We start from the raw sequence: 17,027 nt of genomic DNA on the forward strand, positions 1-17,027 counted from the left end.
CACCAAATGTATGTGGCACCAAAAACAAACGGGCCCGCGCGGGCCCATTTGTTTTTCGGCGACGCGCCGGTTACTTGGCGGCGTCCTTGTGCGCTTCGGCCGTGGCCTCGGCGCGCTTCTCGTTGGCCTTGGCGTGGGCCTTGGCCTTGTCGGCATTGGCGTCCACGATCTTCTTCTGGGCCTTTTCATCGGCCTTGATCATGGTTTTCTGAGCGTCGTAATTGGCTTCGGCGGTCTTTTCCTCGGCCTTGGCGGCCGCCTTGGCCTTGTCTTCCGGGTCAGCCTTGGCGACCTTCTCGTGGGCCTTGGCGACTTTCTTCTCGGCCTTGTTCTGGGCCTTGGCCTTCTTCTCGTTGGCCTTGGCGGTGGCCTTGTCGATCTTCTCGTCCTGCTTCGAGATCTCCTTGGCTTCCTTCTCGTTCGCCTTGGTGATCTTCTTGTCCGCGTCGGCGTTGCCGGTCGACACCGTGCCGGCCGTGCCGCTCTGGCCCGTCGACATCGTGGTGTCGGTCGTCGTGACCGGGGTGGCCGGGGCGACCGGGGTGGCCGGTGCGGTCGTGGTCTGGGCGTAGACCGAGGTGGCGAACAGGCCGGCGATCAGGGTGGCGAGCAGTTTATTCATCGTAGTTCTCCTGAATGATATGGTGAGGGACGCTGTGTTACGCCATATGTTTTTGTTAACACAGGACTCAGAATAGGCGTCCGACAACTTTCGCTCTGTTCGCCAGCGCACGCAGTACATACCGGTCATCATCCAACGTGACCAGATTTTTCAGCCGCCATTCGTTCCCTGCGCACGCTCGGCCGTTTTCTGTGCCCCCTTGCGCTTGGCCTCGGCATGTTTTTTCTTGCTTGCCTTCACCGCAGCTTCCGTCTTCATGCGGCTCCCCGGCGGCTCTTTCGCGGCCCGCGCGTTGGCATTCATGACTTCGCTCTCGGCCTTCGTGCCGGCCTTGCCGCGCCCGCCGCTCGCCGCGGCGTCGGGATCGGTGTTGTTCGGAGACGTCGTATTGGTCGCCTGCGCATTCACGCTGTCGACCTTGCCCGGCGCCACATTGATCACGGCCGTGCTCTGGCCGACGACCTTGCCCGTGCTGCCGATGCCGGCCGCCTGCTTGCCCGTCTCGTCGTGCGCCGAATTCGTCTGCGCGGTGCCATCCGTGCGCAGGCCGGTGCCGGACACGCCGGCGGCCGTGGTGTTGTGGCCGGACACGGCCTGGCCGATCGGCGCCGTGTTCGCCGTGGTCTGCGCCCACGCCGACGACGCCAGCAGGGCGCACGCGAGGGTGGAGAGAATTTTTTTCATGATGAATCCTGTTTCGGTGGGTGGTCGAAACGAGGATAGGAGGGCGCCCGGGGTGCATCTGTTCGTCAACGCACCCAGGTAAAGCGTTGCGTCGGCACTACTTTTGAGCGGGGCGGCCAGCGTACAAGTCGATGATGTCGCTGATACCCTCCTGGCACACGGGACAGAACTGCTCGCTGCGGTCGAACATGATGCATTGCATGGCTGGACGGTAATAACCGGTCGCCTCGTAATTCGCGCCCTCGAATGCGCCGATGTCATTGCGATACTTTGCCTGCGCAAACAGGGCCTTCGTGTGTGCCAGGTCTTCCCGGAACAGCGCACTCATCTCCGATTCGGGCCGGTTTGCCGCCCGCAACGCTGCGCGCTTTTTCTGGTAGGCACGCGAATACGTCTCGTACTCGGCCTTGGGCCATGGCGTCGGCAATGGCGTGCCGACATGCACGTATGTCTTCCATTTCAGGCGGGCCGGGTCGCGCAACGCCGTCACGTTCGGCTCCCAAGGTTCCATACGCGTGCCGCTGGACTGGTAAGCCACGGGCGACGTGTAGTACTCGTCCGCCAGGCCTGCGAAGTGGTGGCCGAACTCGTGCACGAACAAATAATTCGCCCAATCATTGTTCGCCGCGGCCGTGCTGAACTGGCCGAAGATGCCGCCACCGCCATACGTGTCGTTGTTGACGAGGATCTCGATGAACTCATAGGGCGCGTACTGGGCGATATCGCGCAGCGCACGATTGTCGAGCGTCAGCACATAGCGCTCGCTGCCGAAGATGTCGTAGCGTGTGCCCAGCGCGGACGCATGATGGACACCGGTCGACGGCCGCGACACGCCGGATTCCTGCGTCGGCACGGCCATCGCCCACACGTTGAAATCGCCCGCCCGCTCCTTGAACGGCGACACCTCGAACAGGTGCTGCGCCAGCCGGCGCACGGCGGCTTCGAACTTCGGCATCTCGGCCTGCGTATAACCGTCGCCCAGCACGAGCAGGTCGACCTTGTTCGGCGACGGTCCGCTGACCCGGATCGGAATCGGCTGCGCGGGCGCCGGCCCCTGCGCGCGCACGACGTCCTGTGCATCCGTGTCGACGTCGATGCTCCACGCGACGGAAAACAGGTTGCGCTCGTCGCGCTTCAGGATGCGCACGCGCACGGGGCGGTCCGGCTTCGGAAAACGCACGGACTCGTGAAAACCGCGGCTGACCTTGTTCGCTTCCTCCGTCGTCTTCCACTCGCCGAACACGGTGGAAAAGTCGCGCGAATACAGCAGGTCGCCCGTCTTCGCATCGGCCACTTCGACGCGGTTATTGCCGCGGTTGGTGTCGTCGAACGGCCGGGCCATGTCGCCCGGCCATGGCAGCGGTTCGATCAGCACCCGTTCGATGGCGTACTGTTCGGTCAGCGCATTGCCGCTGTGCATGTAGTCGAGGCGGACGGTGGCTGGTTGCGCGGCGGTGGCCAGGCTGGCCGACAACGCCAGGACGGCGGCAAGGGCATGGACCGGAGACAGGCGCATCGGCGTTCCTCATGATGTGTTTGACCCCATGCATTTTAATCCGCGTCGCCCGTCACCAGTTCGAAGCCCTCGTCGACCCAGCCCGTGATGCCGCCGATCATCAACTTGACGGGCCGCCCCAGCCTGGCCAGCCGGTGCGCCGCGCGGTGCCCGCCATTGCAATGCGGTCCGGCGCAATAGACGACGAACAAGGTATCCAACGGATAGTCGCGCAATTTTGCCTCGACGATTTTCCCGTGCGGCATGCTGATCGCCTGCGGCACATGGCCCCGCGCATACAGGTCGGGGCTGCGTGCATCGAACAGGACGAAATCCTGTACGCCGCGGGTGATGGCATCGTGCACGTCCCAGCAATCCGTCTCGAATTCGAAGGCCGTGCCGAAATGGGCGATGGCGCGGTCGCTGGAGGCGGCGGGGATGGCGGCTACGGATGAAGTCATGGGTCTCTCCTTTCAGTGAGACGCCAGTGTCGCAACACGGCCGCCGCCGCGGCAGTACTTTGCACGACAGAAATTGGTAACATCGTGCCATGAGCCACCACGTTGCCATCGTCGCCTACGACGGCCTGTGCACCTTCGAATTCGGCTGTGCCATCGAGTTGTTCGCGCTGGAGCGCCCCGAACTGGGCGTGCGCTGGTACAGCCATGCCGTATGCGCCGTCGAGCCCGGTCCCCTGCGCGCCATGGGCGGGCTGACCGTGCACGTGCCGCACGGTCTCGACGCCCTATCCCAAGCCGATACGATCGTCATCCCCGGCTGGCGCGATCCGCACGAAGCGCCGCCGCCGGCCCTCGTCGACGCCCTGCGCGCCGCCCACGCACGCGGCGCGCGCATCTGCTCGATCTGCTCGGGCGCGTTCGTGCTCGCCTGGGCCGGCCTGCTCGACGGCCGCCAGGCGACGACGCACTGGCGCTACCTGGACGACCTCCGCACCCGCTTTCCCGGCATCGACATCGACCCGTCCGCGCTGTACGTGGAGGCCGGGCGTATCGTCACGTCGGCCGGTTCCGCGGCCGGCCTCGACATGCTGCTGCACCTCGTCCGCAGCGACTTCGGCGCGGAAGTCGCGAACAAGGTCGCGCAACGCCTCGTGATTCCCGCGCACCGCGACGGCGACCAGGCGCAGCTTGTCGCGCGCCCCGTCCCGGACGCAGGCGCGGATCCGATCGCCCGCCTCATGGACCATGTGCGCGAAAACATCCGCGCCGGCCACACGATCGCCTCGATGGCGGCCGGGGCGCGCCTCGGGACGCGCACGTTCCAGCGCAGGTTCAAGGAAAGGACGGGCCTGGCGCCGCTCGCGTGGCTCGTGCGCGAACGCATCGCACTGGCCGCGCAGTTGCTGGAAAGCCGGCCCCGGCTTGCCATCGATGCCGTCGCGGACCTGGCCGGGCTCGGATCGGAGGAATCGCTGCGGCGGCATTTCCGGACGCACGGCCTGCCGCCGCCCGGGCGCTACCGCAGGCACGCTATTTGTACTGGTACAGCGGACGGCGGATGAGGATGGGACGGATGTCCAGTCGCACGTCGTAGATCGAGTACGACTCCATCGAGGACGACTGGTAGCCGACGCTGTCGTCCGTGCGGGTGAAGCGGAATTCGAAGCCCAGGTCGGGCTGGACGCCGTTCGGGCTGCCGAGCGTGATGCCGATGGCCTCTGGCTGATCGCTGTCGATCAGCTTGCTCATCAGGTCCACGACGGTGCTGTTGCCGAGGATGTCGGCCGTGAACAGCGGCTCGCGGTAGTACGGCCGCGACGGGTCGAGCTTGTTGTCGGCCTTGTCGTCGGACGGCGTGCATTCGTGCGTGAGGATGTTGAAGTGGTCGCCGTTGTCGAGGTAGCTGACGCGCACATTGGTCACGTTGAACGCGCCCTCGTGCACGGTGGCGTTCGACAGGTCGAGCACCAGCGCGCCCTTGTAGCCGACCACTTCGACGTCGCGGTTCGGCAGCACGACCATCGCCGTGTCCTCGTCGATGCCCAGGCCCAGCTTGTAGCCCTTCTTGAGCATGGCAGGGAGCATGCGCGCGAAGCGGCCGCGCACGAGCAGGTGCTGGTCGATGAACACGTCGTCGCCGACGAAGCCGAGCCCCTCCGTGATCTCGTCTCCCTCCGCCACGCCCAGCTTGAGCGTGGCCAGCACAGGCTTGGGCCGGCCGAACATGGTACTGCTCATGATGGCCGCGCCGGCACTGGAGCCGGCGATCACACCGCCGCGCCGGTACATATCCCATAACGCATCGAGCACGCGGGTATTGGTGCCGTCCTCGTGACGCAGGGCGCGCGTGATGCGGCTCTGGTCGCCACCGGCGAAGAACGCGCCGTTCGCGTTGCGCACGGCCTCGGCCAGCCCCCGGTCATCGGCCGCCGCCTGGTAGTTGCTGCCGGACAGCTTGACGGCGACAGGCACGAAAAAGGCCTTGGCGCCATAGCTGTTGAGGCGTTCGACGAGGAACTTGCCGGACCGTTCCGGCGTACCGGACGCCGACGCGAACACGGCGATACGTGCGCCCCTGCCTCCCGCCAGCTTGATGATGCGCTCCCACACCGGGGCATTCCCGGGGCGCAAATTCCCGCCGATGATGACCAGCGAACCCTTGGGCTGCGCCGCATCGTTGGCGACACACCAGGGCGCGCCGGCCAGCAGCAGCACGGCCAGCAAAAGACGCAACGCGGAACGACACATAATTTCCTTCCCAGCTTCAACTGTGGGCATACGAACGTGCAAGGTTATTCGATGCCCGGTGGAACCGACAGACCGATCGTAAGACTGATTGTAGTGGACTGTCGCGGCGTTGAGTCCGGTCAGGAAAGATATATGTTCGGGTAAAAGCGCTCCATCAGCGTATCCGGCCGTTGCGCCGGCGCGAAACCGAAGCGGGCATACAGGCTATGGGAATCGGTCGTGTTGAGGGTGAACCGTCGCAGCCGCTGCAGGCTCGGGTGCTCCATGACAATGCGGATGAGCTGCTTGGCATAGCCGCGCCCGCGGTATTCGGGGACGACAAAGACATCGGCCAGGTGGGCCATCGTCGCATAATCTGTGACGACCCGTGCGAACGCGATCTGGCGGCCATCGATGTAGCCGCCGAAGCACAGCGAATTCTCGATCGAGCGCTCGACCACGGTACGGGAAATGCCCACGGCCCAAGTCGACTGCTCGCTGAGGAAGCGGTAGATCATCGGAATATCGAGCCGCGTCCGGTCCGTGCTGACCTGAAAAGCGGAATCGTTGGTGGTTGGAATCATGGACACGCCAAACCGTCACTCTGGTAAAAAAACCAATTCTAGTCCCCTTCCGGTCTGCATGGACGATTTTGCCAATCGTGCGTGCATATGGTTCAGCAGAGCGTCAGCTTGCATGTCCGTCTCCCCTCCTTATGTTTATAAATTGCCAAGAACAGAGACATGACCGGACATTTGCGCAAGACAGTGTACGGAAAAGTCGGCGGGATCGATTCGCCGGGGGGATGCCTGCACAGTTTATAATCAGGAATTCAAGAAAATCCCGTCACCGCCTCCCATCATGACTGATCAATTTGCCAAAAAAGCGGAAGCCTGGTCGGCCCGCTTCTCCGAACCCGTCTCCGACCTCGTCAAGCGCTATACCGCGTCCGTCTTCTTCGACAAGCGCCTGGCCCTGTTCGACATCCAGGGTTCGCTCGCCCACGCCGAAATGCTGGCCGCCCAGGGCATCATCAGCGCCCAGGACCGCGCCGAGATCGAGCGCGGCATGGCGCAGATCCGCGGCGAGATCGAAGCCGGCCAGTTCGAGTGGCTGCTCGACCTGGAAGACGTGCACCTGAACATCGAAAAACGCCTGACCGAACTCGTCGGCGATGCCGGCAAGCGCCTGCACACGGGCCGTTCCCGTAACGACCAGGTGGCGACCGACATCCGCCTGTACCTGCGCGCCGCCATCGACGACATCGTCACCCTGCTGAAAGGCCTGCGCGGCGCCCTGACCGATCTGGCGGAACGCAACGCGGACACGATCATGCCGGGCTTTACGCACCTGCAGGTAGCGCAGCCGGTGACCTTCGGCCACCATCTGCTGGCCTATGTGGAAATGTTCGGCCGCGACGCCGAACGCATGCAGGATGCGCGCCGCCGTGTGAACCGCCTGCCGCTGGGTGCCGCCGCCCTGGCGGGCACCACCTTTCCCATCGACCGCCTGCGCGTGGCGAAGACCCTCGGCTTCGAGGACGTCTGCCACAACTCGCTCGACGCTGTGTCTGATCGCGATTTCGCCATCGAGTTCACGGCAGCCGCATCGGTCTTGATGATGCACATCTCGCGCATGTCGGAAGAGCTGGTGACGTGGATGAGCCCGCGCATCGGCTTCATCGACATCGCCGACCGCTTCTGCACCGGCTCGTCGATCATGCCGCAGAAAAAGAACCCGGACGTGCCCGAACTGGCGCGCGGCAAGACCGGCCGCGTCTACGGCCACCTGATGGGCCTGCTGACCCTGATGAAAGGCCAGCCGCTCGCGTACAACAAGGACAACCAGGAAGACAAGGAACCGCTGTTCGACACCGTCGACACGGTGCTGGACACGCTGCGCATCTTCACCGACATGGCCGCCGGCATCACGGTGAAGCCGGACAACATGCGCGCCGCCGCCCTGCAGGGCTATGCGACGGCGACGGACCTGGCCGACTACCTCGTCAAGAAAGGCCTGCCGTTCCGCGACGCCCACGAAGCCGTGGCGCATGCCGTGCGCGCTTGCGACGATGCGAAATGCGACCTGTCGGAAATGTCGCTGGAGCGCCTGCGCGAGTTCTCGCCGCTGATCGAGCAGGACGTGTTCGCCGTGCTGACCCTGGAAGGCTCGGTAGCGGCGCGCGACCACGTGGGCGGCACGGCGCCGAACCAGGTGCGCGCGGCCGTGGCGCGTGTGCGCGGCCAATTGGCGTAGGGTGGGCGGCCCTCCGCCCACGCGGATATTTGCGGTTCGCCGGCGTTCGCGTGGGCACGGGGTGCCCACCCTACGTGCTCCACGTTCCATGTCATGTGGCTAGAATCTGACCGGACACCAGTTCGGTCGGAGGACGCCCATGCAACGCTACGGCAACCAGAGTCGCGAATCCGGCGTCGTCGCCTACGACATCGACGCCGGCCAGATCACCGTCCAGTTCAGGAACGGCGAACGCTACCTTTACACGGAAGACAGCGCCGGCGCGGCCAATATCGCAAAGATGCAGGCGCTTGCAAAAGCCGGACGCGGACTGTCGACCTTCATCAGCCAGCACGCGCACGACCGCTACGCCCGCAAGATCAACTCGCGCCGGCTCTGAACCGCCTTTACCATCCATCCAGAAAAGATTCATGACCGCAACACCCACCCTGCCCCAACGCGACTTCGCCGCCTTCCTGTTCGACATGGACGGCACCATCCTCACCTCGATCAAGGCGGCCGAACGCGTCTGGGGCGACTGGGCCGCCGGTCACGGGCTCGACGTCGCCGCGTTCCTGCCCACCATCCACGGCAAGCGCACCGAGGAAACCATCCGCGCGCTGGAACTGCCCGGCGTCGACCCGGTGGCGGAAGCCGCGTTCATCACGCGGGCGGAAATCGAGGACGTGGCCGGCATCGAGGCCATCGAGGGTGCCGCCGCCTTCATCGCCAGCCTGCCGGCGGAGCGCTGGGCCATCGTCACGTCCGCGCCGCGGGCGCTGGCCGAAGCGCGCATCGCGGCGGCCGGCCTGCCGCTGCCGGCCGTGCTGGTGGCCGCCGAGGACGTCGAACGCGGCAAACCCGCGCCCGATCCCTTCCTGCTGGGCGCGCGCAAGCTGGGCGTGAAGCCGGAAGACTGCCTCGTGTTCGAGGACACGCTGGCCGGCCTGCGTTCGGCCGCTGCCGCCGGCATGGCGAGCATCGTCGTCACGGTCACCCACTCGCATCCGCTCGACACCGACGTCGCTGCGGTGCTCGACTACGCAGACCTGCGCGCCGTGACGACGACGGACGGCCTGCTGCGCGTGCAGCGCCGGGCCTGACGGCGGCCACGGTCCGCTAGCGGGATTCGTCCGGATTGACGCCGGCCTGCTCCCCGTGGTCGGCCAGGAACACGCGCGGCTCCAGGGTCTTTTCATCCATTTCGACGCGCGCACCGGCGCCCTGGCCAGGCATGGCCGACGTACGCGTGTCGCGCTTCGGATACGGCGTGCCGTCGCGGTGAGAATAGCTGTCGGTCTTGCTGTCGTGCACGAGGTCGATGTCCGGGTACAGGGCCCGGTCCTCGGCAATGCGGGAACCGACGCACAGGAACAACGCATTGCCCCAGCCCCGGTTGATCAGGTGGTGGCCGTTCGGCCGACCGGCCGGGAAGGCCGCGCAATCGCCCGCGCGCATCAGGGTTTCGCCTTCGTCCGTGACGAGCGTCAGCTCGCCCGAGACGACCGTCACGAATTCGTCTTCATGGCTGTGCCAGTGGCGCTGGGACGACGCGGCGCCCGGCTTCAGTTCGACGAGGTTGACGCCGAACTGGGTCAGCCCGCCGGCATCGCCCAGCGCCTGCTTGCTGCGGCCGTTGACGGCTTCGGCAAAGGGATCGGGATACCCGGTGCCGGTCTGCACGGGAATACTGCTCAGGTCTAGCCGCGACATGGATCACTCCTTTCATGGAACGTCGAAAAACCTGCTGCGCGTTGCGCTGTCGCACTGCGATGCTCCGCTACGGCGGACCGGCTGTACTTTCGTACAGTTGCGCTTCTCCTGCAACATCGCGGCCGCTCGCGACGGTTTTTCGAGATTCCTTTCAGATTCACGCGCGGCGTTGGCCCTTCCTCAGCCGCGCTTCTGCACCAGCGTCAGGATATCGTAACTTGCGACAAGTTCGTCGTTCTGATTCGTTACCTGCACATCCCACGCCACCACACCCTGCCCGYGCCCCTGGTCGTCCGTGCGGTTGCGGTCGACCTTGCGCTTGCACGTGAGGCGTGCGCGGATCGTGTCGCCGATTGCCACCGGCGCCACGAAGCGCAGGTTGTCCAGCCCATAGTTCGCGAGCACCGGGCCGGGCGCGGGCGACACGAACAGGCCCGCCGCCGCCGACAGCACGAAATAGCCGTGCGCGATGCGCTTGCCGAACTGCGTGTCCCGTGCCGCGATCTCGTCGAAGTGCATATAGAAGTAATCGCCCGAGACGCCGCCGAAGTTGACGATGTCCGCCTCGCTGACGGTACGGCGGTGCGTCAGCAGCGAGTGGCCGATCTCCAGGTCTTCGAAATATCTGCGGAACGGGTGGACCTCCGATTCCTTGACGGCCGCGCCGCGCACGTATTCGCCCGTGACGGCCGCCAGCATCGTCGGCGAACCCTGCACCGCTGCCCGCTGCAGGAAATGTTTGACCGCGCGGATACCGCCGAGTTCCTCACCGCCGCCGGCGCGTCCCGGACCGCCGTGCTTGAGCATCGGCAGCGGCGAGCCATGGCCCGTGGAGTCCACCGCCGCCACGCGGTCGAGGATGTGCACGCGGCCATGCGACGCCGCCGCTACAGGTACCGCATGCGCGGCGATGGCCGGGTCTTTCGTCACGAGGGTCGTCACGAGGCTGCCCCTGCCGCGCGCCGCCAGTGCCAGCGCTTCGTCGATGTCGCGGTAAGTCATCATCGTGCTGACGGGGCCGAACGCCTCGATGTCGTGCACGGCGTCGTTACTCATGCCGTTGCGGCACAGCAGCAGCGTGGGCGCGAAAAAGGCGCCGGCGGCACTGCCTTCGCCGACGGGGTTGAAGCCATCGCGGGCGCTGAACAGGATCTCATTGCCGCGCGCGAGCCTCTCCACACGCTCGCTGACGTCGCGATGCTGCTCCTGCGACGCCAGTGCGCCCATGCGCACGCCCTCGACCTGCGGATTGCCGACGACGATCTTCGCCAGGCGCGCGCGCAGGCGGTCGCCGACGGCGTCGACGAGGTGCTCGGGCACGATCACGCGACGGATCGCCGTGCACTTCTGGCCGGCCTTGCCCGTCATCTCGCGCGCCACTTCCTTCACGAATAAATCGAGTTCCTCGTCGTCCGGCGTGACGTCCGGCGCGAGGATGGCGGCGTTCAGGGAGTCCGCTTCCGCCGTGAACGGCACGGATGCGCGGATCAGGTTCGCATTGCCGCGCAGCTTCGCCGCCGTGTCGGCCGACCCGGTGAACGTGACGGCATCGAAGCCGTTCAGGCGGTCGAGCAGATCGCCCGTCGACCCGATGACGAGTTGCAGGCAGCCTTCCGGCAGCAGCCCGGATTCCATCATCATCTTCACCAGTGCATGCGTGAGGTAGCTCGTCGCGGTGGCCGGCTTGGCGATGCAGGGCATGGCGGCGAGGAAGCTGGGCGCGAATTTCTCCAGCAGCCCCCAGATCGGGAAATTGAAGGCATTGATGTGCACCGCGACGCCGCCGCGCGGCACGAGGATGTGCGTGCCGGCGAAGCCGCCGCGCTTGCCGAGGGCCAGCGCCGGGCCTTCGTGCAGCACGTTCGACGATGGCAGCTCGCGCCCGCCGATGCTCGCATAGGCGAACAGGGTGCCGATGCCGCCCTCGACGTCGACCCAGCTGTCGGGCCGCGTGGCGCCCGTCAGGTGCGAGATCTCGTACAACTCTTCCTTGCGTTCCATCAGGTACGCCGCGAGGGCCTTCAGGCGCTGCGCGCGCTTCTGGAAGTCCATCTGCATCAGCGCCTGTACGCCCGTCTTGCGGGCATAAGTCACGGCTTCGCCGAAGTCGATTTTGTCGGCGTGCGTGTGATAGACCACGCGGTTGTCCAGCGCGCTGTGCAGCGGCTGGTGGGCTTCCGTGCCGAGCCAGCGGCCGGCGATCAGGCTTTGCAGGATAGGGGTGTGCATTCGTCTCCTCCGTTTATCGTTTCGACTTATCGTTTCGGCTTGTGCGGCTCGTCGAACACGATGCGCTGCCGGTCCGGTTCCACTTCCGTGTACGCCTCGACTTCGCGCATCGTGCGCATCGACCTCACGTTCAGGTCGTGGTACTGCCGCGTGCCATAGCTCTTCCATGCGATTTCTTCATCCGACACGGCGCGCACGATCTTCGCGGGCGCGCCCAGCACGAGGCTGCGCKGCGGGATGACCATTCCCGCCTTGACGAAGGCCGCCGCGCCGACGATGGATTCCGCGCCGACAACGGCCTTGTCCATCACGACGGCGTTCATGCCGACCATCGCGTTACGCTCCACGCGGCAACCGTGCAGCACGGCCCCGTGGCCGATATGGCCATCCACCTCGACGACCGTGTCGTCGTCCGGGAAGCCGTGCATCACGCACGTATCCTGCACGTTGGCGCCCTCTTCCAGGACCAGGCGGCCGAAGTCGCCGCGCAGCGACGCCAGCGGGCCGACGTAGCAGCGCGGGCCGACGATCACGTCGCCGATCAGTACTGCGGTCGGGTGCACGTACGCCGTCGGGTGCACGACGGGCCGCAGGCCATCGATTTCGTAGACCTTGACCATGACGTTCTCTCTTCCTAGACCCGTTCCACGATCAGGGCGATGCCCAGACCGACGCCTATGCACATCGTGCACAGCGCATAGCGCCCGCCCGTGCGGCGCAGCTGGTTGACGGCCGCCGTGACGAGGCGTGCGCCGGATGCGCCCAGCGGGTGGCCGATGGCGATCGCGCCGCCGTTCGGGTTGACGTGGGCGGCGGCGTCCGGCAAGCCCAGGTCGCGCAGCACGGCCAGGCCCTGCGCCGCGAACGCTTCGTTCAATTCGATCACGTCCATCTGGCCGATCGTCAAACCGGTCATCGCCAGCAGCTTCTTCGTCGCGGGCGCGGGGCCGAAACCCATGATGCGCGGGGCCAGGCCCACCGTCGTCATGCCGACGATGCGCGCACGGGGCGTCAGGCCGAACTTGTCCACGGCCGTGCCGGAGGCCACCAGCACGGCGCAGGCGCCATCGTTGACGCCGGACGCGTTGCCCGCCGTGACCGTGCCGTCCGGCGTCACGACGCCTTTCAGTCTGGCCAGCGATTCCAGCGTGGTGTCCGGACGCGGATGCTCGTCCGTGTCGAACACGTGCGACTCGCCCTTGCGGCCATGGATCGTCACCGGCACGATCTCGTCCCGGAACACGCCGGCCGCATGCGCCGCCGCCCAGCGCTGCTGGCTGCGCAGCGCGAACGCATCCTGGTCGCCGCGCGCGATGCCGAATTCGCGCGCCACGTTCTCGGCGGTCTCCGGCATCGAGTCGATGCCGTACTGCGCCTTCATCTTCGGGTTGACGAAGCGCCAGCCGATCGTCGTGTCCTCGATCTTCGCGGTACGCGAGAACGCGCTGTCGGCCTTGCCCATCACGAACGGCGCGCGCGTCATGCTCTCGACGCCGCCGGCGACGATCAGGTTCGCCTCGCCCGCGCGGATGGCGCGCGCGGCGCTGCCGACGGCATCCAGGCTGGAGCCGCACAGGCGGTTGATCGTGGAGCCGGGCACCGATGGCGGCAGGCCGGCCAGCAGCGCCGCCATGCGGGCCACGTTGCGGTTGTCCTCGCCGGCCTGGTTGGCGCAGCCGTACAACACGTCGTCGACCTGCGACCAGTCGACCCCGGGATTGCGGGCTATGAGCGCGGCGATCGGCAGCGCGGCCAGGTCGTCGGCGCGCACGCCGGCCAGGGCGCCGCCAAAGCGGCCGAACGGGGTGCGGATGGCGTCGACGATGAATGCATCAGTCATGCTGGAGTCTCCTTATTGAATTTATCGCTTACCCTTTTGCCCGCTTGTCGACGACGCGGCGCGCCTTGCCCGTCAGCGAACGTTCGATACCCTGTGCCGGCAACAGCTGCACGCTGGTCGTCACGCCGATGTAGGTCTTGATGCGGTGCTGCAGTTCGCGGGCCAGCGCATCGACGTTGTCCGCCGCGTCTTCGCGCAACTCGCACAGCACGGCGAGCGCATCGAGGTGGCCGTCGCGCGTGACGACGAGCTGGTAGTGCGGGGCCAATGCGGGCATCTGCAGGATCTGTTCCTCGACCTGGCTCGGAAAGACGTTCACGCCGCGGATGATCAGCATGTCGTCCGAGCGCCCGCTGATGCGCCCCATGCGGCGCATCGAGCGTGCCGTGGGCGCCAGCAAACTGGTCAGATCGCGCGTGCGGTAGCGGATGATCGGCAGCGCTTCCTTCGTCAGCGACGTGAACACCAGTTCGCCCTCTGCGCCGTCCGGCAGCACCTCGCCCGTGTCCGGGTCGATGATCTCGGGATAAAAATGATCTTCCCATATCACGAGACCGTCCTTGCTCTCGATGCATTCGCTGGCCACGCCCGGCCCCATCACTTCGGAAAGACCATAGATGTCGACGGCGTCGATGCCGGCGCGTTCCTCGATCTCGCGGCGCATCGCATCCGTCCACGGTTCGGCGCCGAAGATGCCGACCTTCAGCGAGGACGCGGCCGGATCGAGTCCCTGGCGCCGGAATTCCTCGACGATGTTCAGCATGTACGACGGTGTCACCATGATGATAGCGGGCTTGAAGTCCTGGATCAGCTGCACCTGCTTTTCCGTCTGCCCGCCGGACATCGGCACGACCGTGCAACCGAGGCGTTCGGCGCCGTAGTGGGCCCCGAGGCCGCCCGTGAACAGGCCGTAGCCGTAGGCGATGTGCACCATGTCGCCGGGCCGCCCGCCGGCCGCGCGGATCGAACGGGCAACGACACCCGCCCACGTGTCGATGTCGCGCTGCGTGTAGCCGACGACGGTCGGCTTGCCCGTCGTGCCGGACGACGCGTGCACGCGCACGACCCGCTCGCGCGGCACGGCGAACAGCCCGAACGGATAATTGTCGCGCAGCGTCTTCTTGTCCGTGAACGGGAATTGCGCCAGGTCGGCCAGCGTTTTCAGATCGTCCGGATGCACGCCCGCTTCGTCGAAGGCGCGGCGGTAGTGCGGCACGTTGTCGTAGGCGTGCTTCAGGCTCCACTTCAGCCGTTCCAGTTGCAGGGCCTGCAGTTCATCGCGGCTGGCGCGCTCGATCGGTTCCAGCTCGCCCGCCTGCGGAATACGTTGCACCATGTCGGTCTCCTCCGTTTGAATATCAGGCGTCGACCGGCACGACGTGGCCGGCGACGCGATGCGACTTCCCGCGGAACAGCGCGACCTTGCGCCCGTCCTGGTCCGTCACGACGACGTCGTAGACGCCCGTCTTGCCCGACAGCGCCTGCTCCACCGCTTCCGCCACGAGCACGTCGCCGGCGCGGCCCGGCGCCAGGTAGTCGATCGAGCAGTCGGCGCCCACGGTATTGAAGTTATGCGAATTGCAGGCGAACGCGAACGCGCTGTCGGCCAGCATGAAGATATAGCCGCCGTGGCAGGTGCCGTGGCCATTCAGCATGTCCTCACGCACCCGCATGCGCATGCGCGCGTAGCCGGGCCGGATCGCATCCAGCGACATGCCCAGYGCCTGGCTGGCCGGGTCGCGTTCGAACATCGTCTTGCCGGCCAGCTCGGCCAGCCGTTGCGGATCACTGTGCATGGATGCGGGCCCCTTCCGGATCGGCCGCGAGCCTGCGGCGCAGCAGCGGCGACACGCGGTAGCGGTCTTCGCCATACGCGGCGCCGAGATTGTCCAGCACGGCCAGCACCTGCCGCAGGCCGATGTCATCGGCCCACGCCAGCGGGCCGCGCGGATAGTTCACGCCCTTCTGCATCGCGATGTCGACGGCTTGCGCGCTGCACACGCCGTGGTTGACGGCGTCGAGCGCTTCGTTGGCCAGCATCGCGACGGTGCGCATCACGGCCATGCCGGGCACGTCGTCGAGGCGCGTCACCGTGAAGCCGGCGCGCTGGAACAGGCCGACAGCGGCCTGCCATGCAGCGTCGCCGCACTGATCCGCACGAGCCAGCGCGATGCGCGGCGCGCGGGCGGGGTCGAGCAGCAGGTCGAACACGATCGTGTCCGGACGGCCGTCATCGAACGCGCGCTGCGTGGCGCTGCGGCCATCCGTCAGGAAGATCGCGGCGGCGCCTGCGTGGAACGCCGCGTCGGCGCCAACCGCCGGCGTCGCGTCGACGCCTGCTGCGCGCAGGCGTGCCTCGATCGCCCCGAACAGCGGGTGCGTACCCTCGAGCGGGCGCATCACGCGCACGTCCACGGGGCAGGCCTGCGCCGCCTCGGCCTGCGCCGGTGGAGGCGTCACGCCGTCGCCGTAGCGGTAAAAGCCGCGGCCCGTCTTGCGGCCCAGGAAGCCGGCATTCACCAGTTCCTGCTGCACGACGGACGGCGCGAAACGCGGGTCGCCGTAATACGCCTGGAACACGGATTGCGTGACGGCGTAGTTGACGTCGTGGCCGATCAGGTCCATCAGCTCGCAGGGCCCCATGCGAAAGCCTCCGCAGTCGCGCATCACGGCGTCCAGCGTGGCCGGATCGGTGGCGCGTTCCAGCAGCAGGCGCAGGCCTTCCGCGTAATACGGCCGCGCCACGCGGTTGACGATGAAGCCGGGCGTGGAGCGCGCATGCACGGGGTTCTTGCCCCAGGCTTCCGCCGTCGCGTACACCGTGTCGGCGACGGCCTTGTCGGTGGCGACGCTGGAGATCACTTCCACGAGCGCCATCAGCGGCACGGGATTGAAGAAGTGCATGCCGACGAGGCGCTCCGGACGGTCGAGCTTCGCCCCGATCGCCGTGACGGAAATCGACGACGTATTCGTGGCGAGGATGCAGTCGGGGCCGACGATGTCCTCCAGTTCGCCGAACAGGATGCGCTTGACCTCGAGGTCCTCGACCACGGCCTCGACGACCAGCGCGGCATCGCGCGCGTCGTCGAGCACGCGCATCGGACGCAGGCGTTCGCGCGCCAGGGTGGCCTGAGCCGCGCCCATGCGGCCCTTTTCGACGAGCCGTGCCAGGGCCTTGCCGATGCCGGCGATGGCCTGCCCGACGGCGTCCGGACGCGTGTCGTACAGGCGCACGGTATGCCCCGCCATGGCCGCGACCTGGGCGATGCCCGCGCCCATCGCGCCGCTGCCGATGACGGCGACGACGCTGCTTTTATCCAGTGCCGAAGCCATGTCACTCCCCCTTGAATTGCGGCGGGCGCTTGGCGATGAACGCGGCGACGCCTTCGCGGTAATCGTGGCTGTAGCCGAGTTCGCGCATCATGTCCGCCTCAAGCTGCAACTGCTGTTCCAGCGTGTTGCCCCAGCTTTCCTGCAGCGCCMGCTTGGTGAACGCCAGGCCCTTCGTCGGCGCGGCAGCGA

At 66.6% G+C, this 17,027-nt stretch carries 18 protein-coding genes; 4 read left to right on the forward strand and 14 right to left on the reverse strand.

Annotation, left to right across the window (positions count from 1 at the left end; genetic code table 11):
- Positions 1–70 precede the first annotated feature (70 nt).
- From AC1DYX_RS16015 to AC1DYX_RS16030, 4 genes are all read right to left on the reverse strand, one after another.
- Positions 71–622 (reverse strand): hypothetical protein, encoded by a 552-nt coding sequence (locus tag AC1DYX_RS16015; RefSeq protein WP_477260486.1) that lies wholly within the window; start codon positions 620–622, stop codon positions 71–73.
- Between the two features lie 150 nt (positions 623–772).
- The gene (locus AC1DYX_RS16020; RefSeq protein ID WP_477260488.1) at positions 773–1,306 is read right to left on the reverse strand and encodes a hypothetical protein; all 534 of its coding nucleotides are present in this window, start codon (positions 1,304–1,306) and stop codon (positions 773–775) included.
- Positions 1,307–1,403: 97 nt separating this feature from the next.
- Positions 1,404–2,822: an IgA Peptidase M64 gene (locus tag AC1DYX_RS16025; RefSeq protein WP_477260490.1), complete on the reverse strand. Its 1,419-nt coding sequence runs from the start codon at positions 2,820–2,822 to the stop codon at positions 1,404–1,406.
- A gap of 35 nt (positions 2,823–2,857) precedes the next feature.
- The gene (locus AC1DYX_RS16030) at positions 2,858–3,262 is read right to left on the reverse strand and encodes a rhodanese-like domain-containing protein (RefSeq protein ID WP_477260492.1); all 405 of its coding nucleotides are present in this window, start codon (positions 3,260–3,262) and stop codon (positions 2,858–2,860) included.
- 89 nt (positions 3,263–3,351) lie between these two features.
- Between AC1DYX_RS16030 and ftrA the strand changes: the two genes are divergently transcribed.
- Positions 3,352–4,323 carry a transcriptional regulator FtrA gene (ftrA, locus tag AC1DYX_RS16035; protein ID WP_477260494.1) on the forward strand — a complete coding sequence of 324 codons (972 nt, stop codon included), beginning with the start codon at positions 3,352–3,354 and terminating at the stop codon, positions 4,321–4,323.
- On the opposite strand, the gene AC1DYX_RS16040 is transcribed toward ftrA, so the two are convergent.
- Both AC1DYX_RS16040 and AC1DYX_RS16045 read right to left on the reverse strand, forming a co-directional pair.
- On the reverse strand, positions 4,292–5,509 hold the full coding sequence (locus AC1DYX_RS16040; protein ID WP_477260496.1) for a cyanophycinase: 1,218 nt from the start codon (positions 5,507–5,509) through the stop codon (positions 4,292–4,294). The two genes, ftrA and AC1DYX_RS16040, sit on opposite strands and share 32 nt — an antisense overlap.
- Before the next feature lie 119 nt (positions 5,510–5,628).
- Complete coding sequence (locus AC1DYX_RS16045; RefSeq protein ID WP_477260498.1) at positions 5,629–6,072, reverse strand: GNAT family N-acetyltransferase; 444 nt, start codon at positions 6,070–6,072, stop codon at positions 5,629–5,631.
- A gap of 277 nt (positions 6,073–6,349) precedes the next feature.
- On the opposite strand from AC1DYX_RS16045, the gene argH reads away from it, so the two are divergent.
- The 3 genes from argH (at position 6,350) to AC1DYX_RS16060 (ending at position 8,826) form a co-directional block, all read left to right on the forward strand.
- Positions 6,350–7,744, forward strand: a complete 1,395-nt coding sequence (argH, locus tag AC1DYX_RS16050; protein WP_477260500.1) for an argininosuccinate lyase — start codon at positions 6,350–6,352, stop codon at positions 7,742–7,744.
- A gap of 139 nt (positions 7,745–7,883) precedes the next feature.
- The gene (locus AC1DYX_RS16055) at positions 7,884–8,123 is read left to right on the forward strand and encodes a hypothetical protein (RefSeq protein WP_477260502.1); all 240 of its coding nucleotides are present in this window, start codon (positions 7,884–7,886) and stop codon (positions 8,121–8,123) included.
- Positions 8,124–8,154: 31 nt separating this feature from the next.
- Positions 8,155–8,826 (forward strand): HAD-IA family hydrolase, encoded by a 672-nt coding sequence (locus AC1DYX_RS16060; protein WP_477260504.1) that lies wholly within the window; start codon positions 8,155–8,157, stop codon positions 8,824–8,826.
- Between the two features lie 16 nt (positions 8,827–8,842).
- Here the strand turns inward: AC1DYX_RS16060 and AC1DYX_RS16065 are convergent, their stop codons facing one another.
- The 8 genes from AC1DYX_RS16065 to AC1DYX_RS16100 all read right to left on the reverse strand — a co-directional run.
- Positions 8,843–9,436, reverse strand: coding sequence for a cupin domain-containing protein (locus tag AC1DYX_RS16065; protein ID WP_477260506.1), 594 nt, complete (start codon positions 9,434–9,436; stop codon positions 8,843–8,845).
- A gap of 180 nt (positions 9,437–9,616) precedes the next feature.
- The gene (gene paaZ, locus AC1DYX_RS16070) at positions 9,617–11,665 is read right to left on the reverse strand and encodes a phenylacetic acid degradation bifunctional protein PaaZ (RefSeq protein ID WP_477260508.1); all 2,049 of its coding nucleotides are present in this window, start codon (positions 11,663–11,665) and stop codon (positions 9,617–9,619) included.
- Between the two features lie 26 nt (positions 11,666–11,691).
- Positions 11,692–12,285 carry a phenylacetic acid degradation protein PaaY gene (paaY, locus tag AC1DYX_RS16075; RefSeq protein WP_477260510.1) on the reverse strand — a complete coding sequence of 198 codons (594 nt, stop codon included), beginning with the start codon at positions 12,283–12,285 and terminating at the stop codon, positions 11,692–11,694.
- 14 nt (positions 12,286–12,299) lie between these two features.
- Positions 12,300–13,505, reverse strand: coding sequence for a 3-oxoadipyl-CoA thiolase (pcaF, locus tag AC1DYX_RS16080; protein ID WP_477260512.1), 1,206 nt, complete (start codon positions 13,503–13,505; stop codon positions 12,300–12,302).
- A gap of 28 nt (positions 13,506–13,533) precedes the next feature.
- Positions 13,534–14,841 (reverse strand): phenylacetate--CoA ligase PaaK, encoded by a 1,308-nt coding sequence (gene paaK / locus AC1DYX_RS16085; protein WP_477260514.1) that lies wholly within the window; start codon positions 14,839–14,841, stop codon positions 13,534–13,536.
- Positions 14,842–14,863: 22 nt separating this feature from the next.
- The gene (gene paaI, locus AC1DYX_RS16090) at positions 14,864–15,301 is read right to left on the reverse strand and encodes a hydroxyphenylacetyl-CoA thioesterase PaaI (RefSeq protein ID WP_477260516.1); all 438 of its coding nucleotides are present in this window, start codon (positions 15,299–15,301) and stop codon (positions 14,864–14,866) included.
- Positions 15,291–16,838 (reverse strand): 3-hydroxyacyl-CoA dehydrogenase PaaH, encoded by a 1,548-nt coding sequence (paaH, locus tag AC1DYX_RS16095; protein ID WP_477260519.1) that lies wholly within the window; start codon positions 16,836–16,838, stop codon positions 15,291–15,293. The genes paaI and paaH overlap by 11 nt, the downstream gene beginning before the upstream one ends.
- A 1-nt stretch (position 16,839) precedes the next feature.
- On the reverse strand, positions 16,840–17,027 hold a 188-nt coding region (locus AC1DYX_RS16100; RefSeq protein WP_477260521.1), incomplete at its 5' end, for an enoyl-CoA hydratase-related protein.

Source organism: Massilia sp. P2_C2, from assembly GCF_056404615.1.

Bases quoted from the DNA above. Each gene is read 5' to 3' on its own strand.
- paaH (WP_477260519.1), bottom strand. From the start codon at position 16,838: ATGGCTTCGGCACTGGATAAAAGCAGCGTCGTCGCCGTCATCGGCAGC.
- AC1DYX_RS16045 (WP_477260498.1), bottom strand. From the start codon at position 6,072: ATGATTCCAACCACCAACGATTCCGCTTTTCAGGTCAGCACGGACCGG.
- AC1DYX_RS16030 (WP_477260492.1), bottom strand. From the start codon at position 3,262: ATGACTTCATCCGTAGCCGCCATCCCCGCCGCCTCCAGCGACCGCGCC.
- pcaF (WP_477260512.1), bottom strand. From the start codon at position 13,505: ATGACTGATGCATTCATCGTCGACGCCATCCGCACCCCGTTCGGCCGC.
- AC1DYX_RS16020 (WP_477260488.1), bottom strand. From the start codon at position 1,306: ATGAAAAAAATTCTCTCCACCCTCGCGTGCGCCCTGCTGGCGTCGTCG.
- AC1DYX_RS16065 (WP_477260506.1), bottom strand. From the start codon at position 9,436: ATGTCGCGGCTAGACCTGAGCAGTATTCCCGTGCAGACCGGCACCGGG.
- AC1DYX_RS16040 (WP_477260496.1), bottom strand. From the start codon at position 5,509: ATGTGTCGTTCCGCGTTGCGTCTTTTGCTGGCCGTGCTGCTGCTGGCC.
- paaK (WP_477260514.1), bottom strand. From the start codon at position 14,841: ATGGTGCAACGTATTCCGCAGGCGGGCGAGCTGGAACCGATCGAGCGC.
- AC1DYX_RS16025 (WP_477260490.1), bottom strand. From the start codon at position 2,822: ATGCGCCTGTCTCCGGTCCATGCCCTTGCCGCCGTCCTGGCGTTGTCG.
- AC1DYX_RS16015 (WP_477260486.1), bottom strand. From the start codon at position 622: ATGAATAAACTGCTCGCCACCCTGATCGCCGGCCTGTTCGCCACCTCG.
- argH (WP_477260500.1), top strand. From the start codon at position 6,350: ATGACTGATCAATTTGCCAAAAAAGCGGAAGCCTGGTCGGCCCGCTTC.
- ftrA (WP_477260494.1), top strand. From the start codon at position 3,352: ATGAGCCACCACGTTGCCATCGTCGCCTACGACGGCCTGTGCACCTTC.
- AC1DYX_RS16060 (WP_477260504.1), top strand. From the start codon at position 8,155: ATGACCGCAACACCCACCCTGCCCCAACGCGACTTCGCCGCCTTCCTG.
- AC1DYX_RS16055 (WP_477260502.1), top strand. From the start codon at position 7,884: ATGCAACGCTACGGCAACCAGAGTCGCGAATCCGGCGTCGTCGCCTAC.